The sequence below is a fragment of the Tissierella carlieri genome (assembly GCF_018917285.1).
GTDB classification, from domain to species: domain Bacteria; phylum Bacillota; class Clostridia; order Tissierellales; family Tissierellaceae; genus Tissierella; species Tissierella carlieri.
This window is the reverse complement of record NZ_JAHLOH010000012.1, coordinates 22389-37840: the sequence shown is the minus strand read 5'-3', so window position 1 is coordinate 37840 and position 15452 is coordinate 22389. Positions and strand designations below refer to the sequence as shown.

Here is a 15452-nt window from a genome sequence, read left to right as displayed (position 1 = left end):
AATCCATGCACCACTAATGCATCTATCCTTCTTAGCACTATCTACAAGTCCAGCATGGAAGATAACAGACAAAGGACTGATAGATGTGAATAATTTTAAGATTCTGCCTCCTGTTATTAGATAAATAAACAATATTTAAGGACAACTCCCAAGCTAAAGTTTGAGGGGGTGTCCTTATTATTTATATTTACTATTTATCGTAAGGGAAGTTCTATAGTAACTTTTGTTCCTATATCTATTTTGCTATCAATATCAATGTTACCAGAATGATTGTCTATGATCCATTTTGCTATAGATAGTCCCAGACCTGTTCCTCCACTTTCTCTGGTTCTTGATTTGTCAGTCCTATAAAATCTATCAAAGATATGAGGAAGATGTTCTTTTGAAATCCCTATACCACTATCTTCTATAGTTATTACAGCTTTGCCATTTTTCTCATAAGACATTAATTTTACAGTACCCCCAGCAGGAGTATATTTTATACTATTATCTAGAAATATTCTTAATGCTTCTTTTATGAGGTTTTTATCTGCTTTTACAATGATTTCCTCATTTCTTTCAATGGTTATTATGTGACTATCGTCAATTAATTTAGTTTCTGTTAATATTTCTTCTATGAGTTTGTTGAGAGGAAAATCTTCTTTAGCTACTTTTTGAGTATGTTTATCTCCACGAGCTAGGAAAAGTAGATTTTCAACGAGGTTTTTCATATTTTCAGATTCATTTTTAATGGCTTCAAGAGACTCATCAAGAACTTCTTTATCGTCTTTTCCCCACCTATTAAGCAGGTTTGCATATCCTTGTATTACTGAAATAGGGGTTCTGAGCTCATGGGATGCATCGGAAATAAATTGATTTTGTTTTTCGATGGATTCTTCAAGTCTGTTGAGGGTGTCATTAAAGGTTATAGCAAGATCTTTTAATTCATTTTTCGATCCCCTTACGTCTAGTCTTTTATCTAGGTCATTTATAGATATTTCTTTTACCATTTTTGTCATCGTATCTATTGGAGAAAGAAGTTTTCTGCTTGCCTTTGATCCAATCAATACTATAAGAAGTATACCTAATACATTAGAAGCTAATAGGATAAGTGCCAAGATTGTTACATAATCATAATAAGGAGTATTACCAACATAGCGTATGAATCCTACTATGGTGAGAGTATTAGTTATAATAGATATTAATATAAAAATAAATACGTAGCTAAGGGTTAATTTAAATGTTATAGAGAATCTAAGTCTGTTACTTATTTTTTCTATAGATTTCTTTAATAAGTCAATTAAGAATTGCAATATATACACTGCAATATACAATATATTCTTAATAATTTTATATAAAAATGTAAATACTGGTCCCAGATTTGATTTATTCATCTTTTAATTGATACCCCACTCCTCGAATAGTATGGATGAATTTTTTATTATATTTATCATCAATTTTACTTCTAAGATAACGTATATATACGTCTACTATATTTGTATCTCCTACATAATCATAGCCCCAAACTTTTTCTAGAATATTATCTCTTGTCAAGACAATCCCTTTATTTAGCATAAGATATTTAAGTAAATCAAATTCTTTTTTAGTTAGATCAATAGGGTCTTTATCATAGGTTAAAGAGTATTTATCCATATCAAGAACTAATTTATCTACTTGAATAATGTTTGATTCAGTAGCAGGAATTCTACTATGTTTAAAGACTACCCTTATTCTAGCTAATAATTCTTCTATTGCAAAAGGCTTTGTAATATAATCGTCAGCTCCTATATCTAGTCCCATTACTTTGTCCATTACTTCATCTTTAGCTGTAAGCATAATAACAGGAACTTGAGAGGTTGTTCTTAATCTTCTCAATATCTCCATCCCATTTAGAGATGGAAGCATTACATCTAATAGAATAAGGTCATAGTCTTTTTGGAGAGCTTTTTCTAATCCAAGTCTTCCATCTTGTTCAGTATTTACAATATAGCCCTCATGTTCAAGCTCTAACTGAAGAAATCTACTTATTTTGATCTCATCTTCTATGATTAAGATTTTTTTATTATCCATAACAACCACTCCCTTAAATATCATTATACTATTTTTATGATTCTAGAAACAGTATAAATAAAACCTGCTGATTTATTCAGCAGGCTTTATTTATTATTTAAATTCATTTACAATTTTATCTGTAGCAGAAGTTAAGTCGCTAGATATCTTATCAATTTTATCGTTTATGCTACATTCTTCTCCATTATCTTTTTCAAGCCTTATCTTATGATGTGTTAATACAAGTAAAAGTATTACAGCTATGGAGAAAGGTAAAGTAAATACTCCTATTGTTAAGGCAATTAAGGAAGAAATATTTAATACAGTTTTTTCATTTTTATATATGATAAAATTGATTTTATTTAATCTTGATGCAGAATCTTGAATGTTTTTCATAAAAGAGGAGTCTTTAATTCCTCCTTCAGATTTTATTTTATTTTGTTCTTCAAGAAAAGATAAAGTTTCAACTATATTTCCATTAAATTTTTCTAATGCTTCCTTAGCTTCCTTATAACTTACATTGGCTCTTTTTCTTATTAAATCAATTTGCTCAAGAGTAATTTCCATTTTAATACCTCCATTTGATTATTTTCTATATTTATATAATAAAGTAGTATAATTAAAAGATTATTAACTGAAGATTAAAATTTCATTAGAAAATAAATTAAATAATTTAATTGGTACAAAATGGGAAAACAGAAATAGTTTTGATGTAAGAAAACAAGAATCCCCAAAACTATGATGAATTTTCAAAGTTTAAAAATAGTATACAGAAGTTGCAATATCATAAAATTAACCTCTCTGCTATATAGCAAAGAGGCTAGTTTTTCTAAATTATTATTAATTATTTTTTGCTGCATTTTCTCCAGCAATTTTTCCAAATACACTAATATCAGCTAATGCATTTCCTCCTAAACGGTTAGTACCATGAATACCTCCAGTAACTTCACCAGCTGCATATAATCCAGATATTACATTTCCATTAGTATCTAATACCTGTGCACTTGTATTTATCTGTATTCCTCCCATTGTATGATGAACAGTTGGAACTCTTGCTCCTGCATAGAAAGGTGCAGTATCAATTTTAAACTGATATAGAGTTCTACCAAATTCATCTGTTTTACCAGTTTCAACACAACTATTAAACTTATTAACAGCTTCTACTAGGTTTTCAGGATTAATCCCTATTTGTTTAGCAAGGTCTTCTAAGGTATCAGCTTTATATGCTCTACCCTCTGTAACTAACTCATCAATGCTTTCATTAAAGTGATTTCTAACATCACCAGTGGGATATGAATGACTATCAAGAATTACCCACATGAAGGAGTTTTCTTGTTCAAATAATGCCTTTGTCATTACGTCTCTACGAGCCCCTTCGTCAACAAAACGATTTCCGCTTTTATTCACGAATATACGATTTTCAACACCTTGTTCGATATTTCCACTTAAGCTCCCTGTATTAGGATCTCCCATAGGCAATAATTGAATTTGTTCCACATCTATAAGATTTGCACCTATTGTCTTTGCCATAGCTAGCCCATCTCCTGTTGCACCAGGATGATTTGTAGTTTTAAGATTTGTCAATGATGGCCAATTCTTATTATATTCATCTCTCATTTCAACATTTCCTGCAAAACCGCCAGTTGCTATAATTACACCATTATTAGATTTAAGGATTAATTCTCCATCTGGGCTTTTAGCTTTAACACCTATAACTTTGTTATTTTCCATTATAAGTTCAGTAGCTTCTGTATTAACTAATACTTCCATTTCAGTATTATTTTCTTTGATATAGTTCATATAGGTATTGATAAATCCTGTACCTAAAGGTTCAACTGGTGCATGAGCTCTAGGCCATAGTCCACCAAGAACAGTATGAAGTGTATCTTTGAACTCCATACCCATACTTTCTAGCCATTCAATAGTAGGGTAAGCATTATCAACTAATATTCTTATAAGCTCTGGATTTCCAAGCTTATCTCCACCTTCATAGGTTTGTTGAAAGTGTTTATCTACAGAATCCTCTATACCTTGTGCTTCCTGTCTTTTAGGGTCAACAGCATTATAAGATGCACCAGAGATCATGGTATTTCCTCCAACTCTAGGCATTTTTTCTAGTACAATTACACTTGCCCCATTTTGATGTGCTGATACTGCAGCGGCTAATCCAGCACCACCTCCACCTATTACAACAACATCAGCTTGTTTTTCCGTAACAGTAGCTGAAGGGGAGTCCTTCCCAGCAGTTTTTTCTTTTAGAGCTTCAATATTTGCTCCAGCCTTTTCTAAAGCTTGACCAACAGCCTCTAATATAGCATTACTTGACATTGTAGCACCTGCAACAGTATCAATCCCCAAACCTTGAGCTTCAATAATTTGAAGAGGAAGATCGTTAATAGCTAAATCGCTTACACCTGGGGTCTCATTATGTTCTAATACTTTGATATCTGTTATTTCATCTTCAGTTACTGTAACTTCGACTTTTACTGTACCATTAATTCCTTTTCCTTCACCTATGTATTTACCCGGTTTAAATAAAGTAGAATTATTTGTTTCAGTAGCTTTTTTACATCCTGCCAAAGATAAAACCATAGAAATTACTAATAATAGGGACAATAACCTTTTAAAACTTTTCAATAGAACTCCTCCTTTTGTTTAAAATATTACATTGTGAACTAATTCGGTGAATGCATTCAGTGAATGAATTCATTATATAATTTGGTTAATAAAATGTCAATAATGTTTAATAAATATTTATCAAAAGAGTATAATTTTGACAAAACACTATTGTGATGTATAATTTATATAATAATAGTCTAAGGAGAATTAATATGAATAAAAGACTTAATAAGAGGCAAATTCAGGCACAGATAACCTATGAAAATATCTATAATGCTGCCATGAGTTTAGTTGAAAAAAAAGGATTTGAAAATATTACTGTAGAGGAAATATGCACTAAGGCTGGTGTATCTGTAGGTTCATTTTATAATTATTTTAAATCAAAGCAAGATATATTGAATGAAATATTTAGAATAGCAGATGATTATTTCTTAAATACTGTTTCAAATGTGTCAACTGGACAAGATGCTTATGAAAATATAGTAAATTTCTTTGCACACTATGCTAAGTATTGTGAAGCTATAAAGATAGATCAATTAAAACAGATATATAGTACAAGTAATATTTTATTTATAGAAGAAGGTAGGCATATGCAATCTGTATTAAAAGATATAATAGATGCTGGAAAAGAATCGGGTCAAATAAATACAGATATGCAATCAGAGGAAATTGTAAGATATCTGTTTATTGCATTAAGGGGAGTAATATTTGATTGGTGTTTACATGGTGGAAGCTATGATTTAGTTGAATTTGTTACTAATTATACAAGGCGATTGATAAGAATTATATAAAAGGGGTAAATATAAAAGACTTTAAAGAAGATTTAATGTTTCCAAAAGAATCTTAATAAATATAGATTTACCCTCTTATTCATTATGATTAAGAGGGTAAAATTATTTTTAAATATTTAAGGGGTAATTTACTAAAACTTATTACTTTATATACTCATTTCCTACTAAGATGTCAGATATTGCTTCTGTTGGAATAACAAACTCAGGTGTACCCATGTATCCAGGAGCTACTTCGTATTTATCAAATGAAATCACTAATTTTCCTTTATCATTGATATAAAAACCTTGTTCATTTGAAATTTTTTCAAATAGTTCTATAGGTTCTTCTCCTTCTTCAACCCAATAAAATTTGTCTTCGTCGGATTTCATTTGCTCTTTCATCTGACTTTTAATATTATCACTGATGATATCCACATAAGTATCATCTTTAAATAAACTAGGTAACGTTATTAAAATTTGTTTTTCTTTATCTATAGTATCGTATTTGAATGTTGTTGAAGATGAAGCTACTGTGTTTACAACATAACGACCTATGGAAAGTATTTTATCTGTATCAGTTTTGACTATATATCCATTGTCTACTCCTAAATGACCTCCCCCTGCTTCTTCTAGTTCCTTTATGTCTTTCATAAATTGGTCATATAATTCCTTACTCTCATTTAAGTATTTTTCATTTAAACTATTTTGCAATTCTTTATTTTCTAGTCCTTGTATTTCTGGAACTTTGATATTTGCATCATAGTTATTTTCATCTACTTTATACTCTCTGAAAGTCAATACCTGTACTATGCCGCCTACAACAGGTACTTTTGATAACGTATCTGCAAGTACTGGACTAGTATTCACTCCTGCTGTTAATAGAACAACGGATGCAGCCACTGAAGCTGATGCTATCTTTATTTTTTTAATATTATTTTTTCTTTTCATGTTTTTCCTCCCCTGTTTTATTGAAGTTCTTACTAAAAGGTTTAATTCTTCTGGAATTTGAATATCTATATGTTCTTGTTTTAGTTGTTCTAACTTTCTGTTATCCATTTTTAGCCTCCTTATCTTCATCATCCATTGATAAGCGTAATATTTCTAATGCTTTATAGAGACGGGTTTTCACAGTATTAATATTTTGATCTAAAATTTCTGCAATTTCTTCTAGTTTCAAGTCTTCGAAAAATCTTAACACTATTATACTTCTATAGTTCTCGGGTAAAGTTTCTAAGGCTTTTTTTAAGTCTATATCTGTATAATGGTCAACTGCACCAACGTCATTACTTAATATAAATTCTTCGTCAGTTATAATTTCCCGTTTTCGCTTACGGAGAAGATCTAAAGAAACATTTACTATAATTCTATAAAACCAGGTTTTTATATAGCCAAAATCTTTTAAGGAATCAATAGATGAAAAAGCTTTATAGATAGATTCTTGAACAACATCTAAGGCATCATCAATATTTTTAACATAACTGTAAGCTAGCCTATAAAAAAGTTCTTTATTTTTAATAATATAGTCTTCAAGTTGATTTTCTAAATTATTTGCCATTCGTACGAATTTCTCCCTTCAATTGTATAGATGCCTTTTTTCATCTTACATTATATAGACGGATATGCTGTCTAAAAAGTTTTAGCTTTTAAAAAATAATTAATTTATTTTATCATAAAATTTTTATGATATTAGCAAGGAATTAATGGTAATATATGTTATATAGGTATTGAAAATCAATATTTATGAGTAATCTACTTATGTATTAAGGGTATTAATATCTAAATAGGGAATAGCGTATTTATTCATGATTATAAAAATAGTACGAAGGCAGGTAATTAAAATGATAGATTTCAATTCTTTTCCTAATATGGAAACGAAAAATCTTATTCTTAGAAGAATGAGTTCTAATGATGCTAAAGATCTATTTGAAATGAGAAAAGATCCAAGAATGAACGAATATACAGATATGAGGCTAGAGAAAAATATCTATGAAACAAGAGCTTACATTGATAGAATGAATGAAGGCATCGATGATAATAAATGGATTATATGGGCAATTGAACATAAACAATCACATAAAGTTATAGGAACTGTTTGCATCTGGAACATTAATGAAGAACAAAAAAGCGGAGAATTAGGATATGGAATTATACCTGATTATCAAGGTCAAGGATTAATGAAAGAATCGTTATTAAGTGTAATTGAATATGGTTTTAATATAATGAACTTGGAGGAAATATTAGCATATACAGAGGAAAATAATCTTAAATCAATTAATCTTTTAGAAAAATGCAATTTTGTTGAGATAAATAGAGTTCAAGAGGAAGGATACTTTAGCAGCAAAGTTTACAATATGGTTGTATATAGATTAGAAAATCATAAATAGAAATTGAATATTTGGAGCTTTAGATTAGTTTATTTTAAGAAATTATTATAATTATAGCGGGAGGAATGTAATGTCTTGTAAATTTGGTATGCCTACTTTAATTGAAAAAGATACTATTTTAGATAATGTAATATTATGTAATGAATTAGAATTAGATTTTATAGAATTAAATATGAATTTACCTTATTGTATGCCAGATAAGAATAATTCAGAAAAAATGCTAAAATTAATGGAAGAATATAATATTAACTTTACACTTCATTTTCCTGAAGAAATTGATTTTGGATGTTTCTATGATGAAATAAGACATGCTAATATTCTATTGTTTAATAATATGGCAATATGGGCTTCTAAATTTGGAGTAGAGAAAATAAATATTCACTTAAATCCGGGAATTTATTTTACCTTACCTAAGGAGAAAGTATTTGTCTATGATAGACACAGGGAAATATTTATTGAAAAGTTTATAGATTCTATGATTAAAATAATAGATATTGCTAAACCCTTAGGAATAAAAGTATGTGTAGAAAATATGAAAGTACATGACTTTATGGAAGAAGCTTTTAAAAAGATAACTAGCATAGATGACTTATACTTTACATGGGATGTAGGACATGATGCTATGTCTAATTATAAGATGAAGAAAATATATTTGGAAAATCCTCACAAAGTAAGTCACATGCATTTACATGATTACAATGGAAATAGTGACCATCAAATTCTATTTGAAGGAATTATTCCTATAAAAGAAAGGATTAAATTTGCAGAGGAGAATAATTTAACGATTGTAATAGAGACAAAAACGGAAGAAGCTTTAAGAAAGTCAATAAAAAGGTTATAGAGACAGTATAACCTTTTCTAAGTATAGACCCTAGCATAAAGCTAAGGTCTATATATTAGATATAAATATATAAAACTAAAGGGACTTTAGACATTAAGTGTTTCCCATAATTCATAAGAATCTTCAAGCTGCTTTTCAATTGATTCCTTTTCAACAAAGAGTTCATATAACCTATCAGCATTATCGCTGTATAAAGCCATTTCTTCATTAATAATTTTTAATTTACTCTCCAATTCTTCAATTTCTTCTTCAGCCTTTGCTATTTTAAAAGCATTGTTAGGTTTTTTAGCTGTTTTTGTTGGTTGTGTTTTAATTGGTTTCAACTCTTTAATTGTGATCTTCTCTGCTATTTCCTTTTTCCTTACTTCCAAATATTCATCGTATGTCATAGGATATAGTCTTACTCCAGATCTATCTAGTATCATTATCTTTGTTGCTACTTTTTGAACAAAATATCTATCGTGTGAGACAAAAAGGATGGTGCCATTAAAGTTAGAGAGGGTTTCCTCTAAAACTTCTCTAGAATCAATATCTAAATGGTTAGTAGGTTCGTCTAGAATCATAAAATTAACTTTATCGAATATTAAGGAACATAATTTAAGTCGAGATTTTTCTCCGCCAGATAAAGACTTTATTTTCTTATGAACATCATCTCTAATGAATAGCATTTTTGCCAGTTCAGATCTTGCATCTAATTGATTAATACTATGTTTAGCAGCAAAATAATCAAGAATTGTCATATCTTCATCTTCAAAAACTACGTTTTGTGGTAAATATCCTAACTTTATACTGGAACCTATGGTCAAATTGCCGCTATCTCGCTCAAGCTCTCCTAATATAATCTTTAGAAGAGTTGTTTTTCCACTTCCGTTTTCTCCCATTATACACAATTTATCTTGATAAAATAAGGTAAAGGATATATCTGAAAATAGCTTTTTATCAGAAAAGCATTTACTTAAGTTCTCTACATTAAGAACAATTTTTCCTGAACGACTTACGTTATTAGCCGATAGTCTAATTTTTGAGCTTTCTAATGTTGGTCTATCTAATACTTCCACTTTTTCTAATCGTTTCTCAAGTTCCTTGGCACGTTTATACATCTTCTCACTATCTCTCATGGCACCCCAAATTCTATATCTTTCAATTTGTTGTTCCATTTTCTCGATTTTTCTTTGATTATTAATATAAGCATTATATTCAAGCTCAAATCGTCTTTCCTTTTCTACAATATAATAGCTATAGTTTCCATCATATATTTTTGTGGTAGTAGGTTCTAGTTCAATGATTCTATTGGCTACTTTATCTAGGAAGCTTCTATCGTGTGACACCATGAGTACCGTACCATTGTAGCCTAAGAGAAATTCCTCTAGCCACTCAATAGATTTTATATCTAAATGGTTAGTAGGCTCATCTAATAAAAGTATATCAGGATTTTCTAAGAGTAACCTTGCTAAAAGGACTCTTGTTTTTTCACCGCCACTTAAACCTTCAAATGTTTTTTCTCTAAAGCTGTCTGGGATAAAAAGTCCACTGCATACTTTGTTTATATTAGTTTCTATGTCATATCCGCCACAGCGTTCAAATTCTTCCATAAGTAAACCATAGTTTTTCATTTCAATTTCTAATGCCTCACCAGATAAACTCTTTAAACGTTCTTCAAAGACTTTTAATTCTAGCTTAATATTAAATATACTCTCAAATGGCATTTCAAGGATTTCTATCACAGTAGTATCGTTAGAGCATTTGAATATTTGGTCCAAATATCCAACTCTATTTCCTTTTCTAAAACTAATACTTCCACCATGGTAATCCTCAACACCCATTAGAACTTTCATTAAGGTAGTTTTACCACATCCATTTTGTCCAATTAATCCAACCCTTTCGTTACTATGCAGTTCAAAGGATATATTTTCAAAAACCTTATTTGCTCCATAATATTTAGTTAAATTATTTACGCTGCATTCAATCACATGCGTCACCTCGCTTAACTAAATTATATTTGAAGAAATAGTCATAGTCAAGGATAGGGATATATAGGATATTATAATAAAAAAATATTTACTAGAACATAATTTATTTGTTGACAAACTAACGCTGTTAGCATAATATAAAACTAACGGCGTTAGTTAGGAGAGTGGGAAGATGGCAGATTTATTTAATGAAGATTTAGAATTAATGGGTACAAAAGATAAGATTATAGCTATAGCCATAGAACGGTTTTCAAGTCAGGGCTATGATAATACTTCAATACGAAAGATTGCGGATATTGTAGGAATTAAGGGAAGCTCTATATACAACCATTTTAATAGTAAGGAAGAAATACTTGAAGAGATATTTAAATATTATAGAAATCTTTTTTACCAAATGGGAGATGTATTTGAGATAAAAGAACTACATCACAGTGATTTAAAAGAAGATAAAATCCTTTATGTCCTAAAGGGTGGGTTTGATAGTGTTATTAATATTCTCAAAAGACCTGAAATGATCAATATTTTAAAAATTATTATAAAAGAACAATTTAAAAATCAAAAGATAAGAAACTTTTTTTTAGAAGAATTTATAGATAAATCAAGGAAAGTCATGGAAAAATTTATGAAGGAACTTATGGATAAAGGAATTATTAGGAATGGAAATCCATATTTATATTCCCAAGAATTTCAAGCTTTTGCAATCTATAAAATGTATGAAGAATTTATGTTAAAGGATGTAGAATATATTAATATTGATGATATTGAAGTACAAATAAATCATCATATAGAGTTCTTTTGGAATAGTATTAGAAAATAATAATTTAGGGGGACAATGATGGAAGAATTAAACGATATAAAAGAATCTAATATAATGCTATCAAAAATGCTTAATAGATCAATAGAATTTCTTATGGAGGATTTTATCAAAATAGCCCTTAAGGATTTTGCATCAGCAAAGAGTATTATAAAAATTGCATTAGAGCAAAGGAATTCACAAAAAATTAGAGTTAAATATGAAGAAAAAGGGCTTCATGTACCACCTTTTATGATAGCCTCTATTACAAGTATTTGCAATTTAAGATGTAGAGGATGTTATGATAAAGAAAAAATTCATAATAACTCATTAGAGCTTGATGAAAATCAATGGTCAAATATTTTTGCCCAAGGAAAAGAGCTGGGCATATCATTTATATTGTTAGCTGGAGGAGAACCTCTTATTAAAGGAGAGGTTGTTAAAGAGTGTATAAAGTTTCCAGAGATCATTTTTCCTATGTTTACAAATGGGATGTTAATAAATGAAGAATGGGTTGAAATTTTTTCTTTAGCTAGAAATATAATGCCGGTTATAAGCATTGAAGGAGACAGATATCAAACAGATAAAAGAAGAGGTAAGGGAGTATTTCAAAAGGTCTTATCTAGCATTGATTTACTTGCAAAAAAGAGTATATTCTATGGGATATCAATAACTATCACAACAGAGAATTTTGAAAATGTCCTAAATGATGAATTTATTGGAACTTATATAGACAAAGGATGTAGAGCATTTTTCTTTATTGAGTATATTCCATTTGATAGTTCCACAGAAAGTATTGTAATATCAGCAGATCAGAGAGAGCAGCTTAAAGTTAGTATGGATGAATTAAGAGAAAAATATAGGGCAATATTCATAGCATTTCCTGGGGACGAAGAAAAATTTGGAGGGTGTTTAGCAGCAGGTCGAGGATTTGTGCATATTAATGCAATAGGGTCAATAGAACCATGTCCTTTTGCTCCATATTCAGATATCAATCTAAAAGATGTAACACTTGAGGAAGCATTAAATTCTCCCTTATTGGAAAAGGTTAGAAGTATTCATGAGTTACTAAAAGAGCATAAAGGTGGTTGTGCACTTTTTGAGAATAGGGAAATGGTGAAAGAACTATTAAGTACAAATTAAGATTCTTAATGAGGTATTTTAATAATTATATAAATTTCACCTTTTTTAATCAATGGAAATAGGAAATAAAAGATAGATTTTATTTTTTAATTCCCTTGACAATATAAGTATTAAATTATAATATTTTACCATAGATATAAAAAGATATAAAATTCATTGAGGGGAAGAGTAAATATTATCCTAGTATCTAAAGCGAGTGGAGGTCGGTGGAAGCTCCATGAGAAAAGTAATATTGAAAGACATCCTAGAGAAGTTTATCTGAAAATCAAAGTAAGATAAATCGGATTCCACCGTTAAAGGGATTAAAGATGACTTAAGTTTATTAGCTTAGTTGAAACAGGATGGCACCGTGAAGTATAAGCTTTCACTCCTATATGTATGGGAGTGAGAGCTTTTTTTAATTAGAAATAGATTTATTCTAATTAGAGTGTGATTGTTTTGTTTTATAGACTGATAATATAAGTTAATTAGGGTGGCACCGCGAATTTTCGCCCCTTGAGTTTTAGTACTCAAGGGGTTTTTTATTTAATAAATTTAAAAGGAGAGATAAAGAATGAAAAGAATTATGGTAGGAGAATTAAGCAGTCATATAAATGAAAAAATCAAGATTCAGGGATGGATTCATCGCATAAGAAAACTCAAAGCAATTACTTTTGTAATCCTAAGAGATAGAACTGGATTGATACAATGTGTCATAGACAATAAATTAATGGATATTAGCAGTATAAAATTGGAATCTGTAGTATCTATTTTAGGGGAAGCAAAGGAAAGCAATAACGCATTAAATCCCTTTGAAGTTCTCGTAGAAAACTTTGAAATACTAAATGAAGCGATAGAAGAGTTACCTATTGAAATCAATAAAGAAGAATTAGAAATTAGTTTAGATACTATGCTAAATAATAGAATTTTAAGTTTGCGTCATAAACAAATAAACTCTATATTTAAAATACAGAATCTTATAGTACAAGGATTTAGAGAGTTTTTAATTAATGAAGGATTTACGGAAATTTTTACGCCTAAAATCGTAGCAGAAGGGGCTGAGGGAGGAACAGAGATATTTGAAATGAAGTATTTTGAAAATAAAGCATATCTTACACAAAGTCCTCAATTTTATAAACAAATGATGGTTGGAGCTGGATATGAAAGAGTTTTTGAAGTGGCTCATGTATATAGAGCAGAGCAACATAATACTAATAGACATTTAAATGAATATATAAGCATGGACTTCGAGATGGGATTCATTGAGAGTGAAGAAGATATAATGAATATGGAGGAAAGCCTTCTAAAGCATATACTAGGCAAGGTGGAAAAAGAAGGGCAGAAATATTTAGAACTATTAAATATAACTATACCTAAAATAGAAAATACTATTCCAAGAATGAAATTTAGTGAGGTTTTAGAAATTCTAAGAAGGGAATATAATAAAGTTGATATTGATGGAGATCTAGACCCTGAAGGAGAAAAGTTAATCTGTAAATATGCAAAGGAAAAATTAGGATGTGAATTCATATTTTTAACTCATTATCCAAGAAAGAAAAGACCTATGTATACAATGCCTTGCGGAGAAAGTGAAACTCATAGTTTTGACTTGCTATTTAGAGGTATAGAAATAACCACTGGAGGACAGAGGATTCATGAGTATGATATGTTAATTAATAATATAAAATATAAAGGTTTAAATCCAGAAAAATATCATAACTACACTTCCGTATTTAGATATGGGATGCCTGTGCATGGAGGTCTTGCCATTGGACTTGAAAGAATAACAATGCAGCTTCTCAAATTAGAAAATATAAGAGAAGCCTCATTAATTACAAGAGATAGAACAAGATTAACTCCATAGATTTAGGTTTTAATAGGAGGTAATTAATTACCTCCTATTAAATCTAATTAAATATTACATCATCACAAGTAAATACAAAATCCATATGGAAGGGACAATTATTTTCTCCACCGAATAAATGATTCATTCCTAATGCAATATGGTAAGTACCTAAGGCCTTTTCATCGATAGATGTAAAGCCTATTAAATCTTTAACTTGAGGGTTTAGTCCAATTCCAAATTCACATAGGATTTTGAAATTTTCTGGGAGCGAGTTAAAGAATTCATCCACTTCTTTAGAAGAAGACCTTATAAGTTTACCATTTTTAAAGGTCATAAGTACATCCTTATATATTTGTCCCTTTAAATTGACTATAGAAACTAGCAAATCTCCGTTGCTATTATTCTCTATAGGTGCTATATAAACTTCACCTGGAGGAAAATCTCCACATCCGTCATCTACAAACCATTCCCTATTACTAATATCTAATTTTAATGAATACTCTTTTCCGGTGAGTATTTCCACACTGTTCTTATCTCTAAGGCTTTCCAGCTTTTCTTTACAAGATCTTTTAAGTTTAGGAAAGTCTACGGATAAAGCATTACATAAAGCAGAGTTATAAATATCATAATCTAAACCAGCCTTAGAAGCATTTGCCTCTGTAGGAACAGTAAGCTGTATATAATATTTTTTATCTTCAGTTAAAGAATTAAATAATTCACCTAAATACTCTTTAAACCTAGGAATTTCTGGCTCAGAAATTCCATTAGGTAAACTTGGTGTATACATGAATATATCTATTACATGTTTAAAAGATGCTAGATAGTCCAAGTATTCTTGTGCAAATTTTTGATCATTACGGATCAAGTTGAGAACTACCTTTTCAAAGAAAGAATTTGAGCAATGATTTTTAAAAGGAATGATCCCCTTTTTACTTATATTCTCTGAAAGTAAATCTAAAATTTCTAAATCTTCTTTATCACCCCAAAAGTTTAATAAAACAAAATCTCCTTTTTCAAAGGGAAATCCTTCACAAATATTTGGAATAAGGTCTATAAATTCCATATCAATACCTCCTAAA

General features: G+C 29.6%; 15 protein-coding genes and 1 other annotated feature. Of the genes, 7 read left to right on the top strand and 8 right to left on the bottom strand.

Going from position 1 to position 15452, the window contains the following annotated elements; all coding sequences use genetic code 11:
* The first annotated feature begins 16 nt into the window (after positions 1–16).
* On the top strand, positions 17–124 hold the full coding sequence (locus KQI38_RS01490; protein WP_246565509.1) for an adenine deaminase C-terminal domain-containing protein: 108 nt from the start codon (positions 17–19) through the stop codon (positions 122–124).
* A gap of 70 nt (positions 125–194) precedes the next feature.
* Here KQI38_RS01490 and KQI38_RS01485 read toward each other — a convergent pair whose 3' ends face one another.
* From KQI38_RS01485 to KQI38_RS01470, 4 genes are all read right to left on the bottom strand, one after another.
* On the bottom strand, positions 195–1373 hold the full coding sequence (locus KQI38_RS01485) for a sensor histidine kinase (RefSeq protein ID WP_216554631.1): 1179 nt from the start codon (positions 1371–1373) through the stop codon (positions 195–197).
* Positions 1366–2049, bottom strand: a complete 684-nt coding sequence (locus tag KQI38_RS01480) for a response regulator transcription factor (protein ID WP_216554630.1) — start codon at positions 2047–2049, stop codon at positions 1366–1368. The genes KQI38_RS01485 and KQI38_RS01480 overlap by 8 nt, the downstream gene beginning before the upstream one ends.
* A 93-nt stretch (positions 2050–2142) precedes the next feature.
* Positions 2143–2595, bottom strand: a complete 453-nt coding sequence (locus tag KQI38_RS01475; protein WP_216554628.1) for a UBA domain-containing protein — start codon at positions 2593–2595, stop codon at positions 2143–2145.
* Positions 2596–2868: 273 nt separating this feature from the next.
* Positions 2869–4665, bottom strand: coding sequence for a flavocytochrome c (locus KQI38_RS01470; RefSeq protein WP_216554626.1), 1797 nt, complete (start codon positions 4663–4665; stop codon positions 2869–2871).
* Between the two features lie 194 nt (positions 4666–4859).
* On the opposite strand from KQI38_RS01470, the gene KQI38_RS01465 reads away from it, so the two are divergent.
* On the top strand, positions 4860–5438 hold the full coding sequence (locus KQI38_RS01465) for a TetR/AcrR family transcriptional regulator (RefSeq protein WP_216554624.1): 579 nt from the start codon (positions 4860–4862) through the stop codon (positions 5436–5438).
* A gap of 141 nt (positions 5439–5579) precedes the next feature.
* On the opposite strand, the gene rsiV is transcribed toward KQI38_RS01465, so the two are convergent.
* Together rsiV and KQI38_RS01455 are read right to left on the bottom strand one after the other, a co-directional pair.
* The gene (gene rsiV, locus KQI38_RS01460) at positions 5580–6473 is read right to left on the bottom strand and encodes an anti-sigma-V factor RsiV (RefSeq protein ID WP_216554623.1); all 894 of its coding nucleotides are present in this window, start codon (positions 6471–6473) and stop codon (positions 5580–5582) included.
* Complete coding sequence (locus KQI38_RS01455; protein WP_216554621.1) at positions 6466–6972, bottom strand: RNA polymerase sigma factor; 507 nt, start codon at positions 6970–6972, stop codon at positions 6466–6468. Before KQI38_RS01455 ends, rsiV begins: the two co-directional genes overlap by 8 nt.
* 247 nt (positions 6973–7219) lie before the next feature.
* Here KQI38_RS01455 and KQI38_RS01450 point away from each other — a divergent pair, with 247 nt between their 5' ends.
* Positions 7220–7801 (top strand): GNAT family N-acetyltransferase, encoded by a 582-nt coding sequence (locus tag KQI38_RS01450; protein WP_216554619.1) that lies wholly within the window; start codon positions 7220–7222, stop codon positions 7799–7801.
* A 70-nt stretch (positions 7802–7871) separates the two neighbouring features.
* On the top strand, positions 7872–8642 hold the full coding sequence (locus KQI38_RS01445) for a sugar phosphate isomerase/epimerase family protein (protein WP_216554617.1): 771 nt from the start codon (positions 7872–7874) through the stop codon (positions 8640–8642).
* A gap of 86 nt (positions 8643–8728) precedes the next feature.
* Here KQI38_RS01445 and abc-f read toward each other — a convergent pair whose 3' ends face one another.
* Positions 8729–10612 (bottom strand): ribosomal protection-like ABC-F family protein, encoded by a 1884-nt coding sequence (gene abc-f / locus KQI38_RS01440; RefSeq protein ID WP_216554615.1) that lies wholly within the window; start codon positions 10610–10612, stop codon positions 8729–8731.
* A gap of 172 nt (positions 10613–10784) precedes the next feature.
* On the opposite strand from abc-f, the gene KQI38_RS01435 reads away from it, so the two are divergent.
* The 3 genes from KQI38_RS01435 (at position 10785) to aspS (ending at position 14391) form a co-directional block, all read left to right on the top strand.
* Entirely contained in the window at positions 10785–11429 is a 645-nt protein-coding gene (locus KQI38_RS01435; RefSeq protein ID WP_216554613.1) for a TetR/AcrR family transcriptional regulator, read from the top strand.
* An 18-nt stretch (positions 11430–11447) separates the two neighbouring features.
* On the top strand, positions 11448–12548 hold the full coding sequence (locus KQI38_RS01430; RefSeq protein ID WP_216554604.1) for a radical SAM protein: 1101 nt from the start codon (positions 11448–11450) through the stop codon (positions 12546–12548).
* Between the two features lie 147 nt (positions 12549–12695).
* Positions 12696–12923, top strand: a binding site (T-box leader).
* Positions 12924–13101: 178 nt separating this feature from the next.
* Positions 13102–14391: an aspartate--tRNA(Asn) ligase gene (gene aspS / locus KQI38_RS01425; RefSeq protein WP_216554602.1), complete on the top strand. Its 1290-nt coding sequence runs from the start codon at positions 13102–13104 to the stop codon at positions 14389–14391.
* A 43-nt stretch (positions 14392–14434) separates the two neighbouring features.
* Here aspS and KQI38_RS01420 read toward each other — a convergent pair whose 3' ends face one another.
* Positions 14435–15436: an aminopeptidase gene (locus KQI38_RS01420; RefSeq protein ID WP_216554595.1), complete on the bottom strand. Its 1002-nt coding sequence runs from the start codon at positions 15434–15436 to the stop codon at positions 14435–14437.
* Positions 15437–15452: the final 16 nt, after the last annotated feature.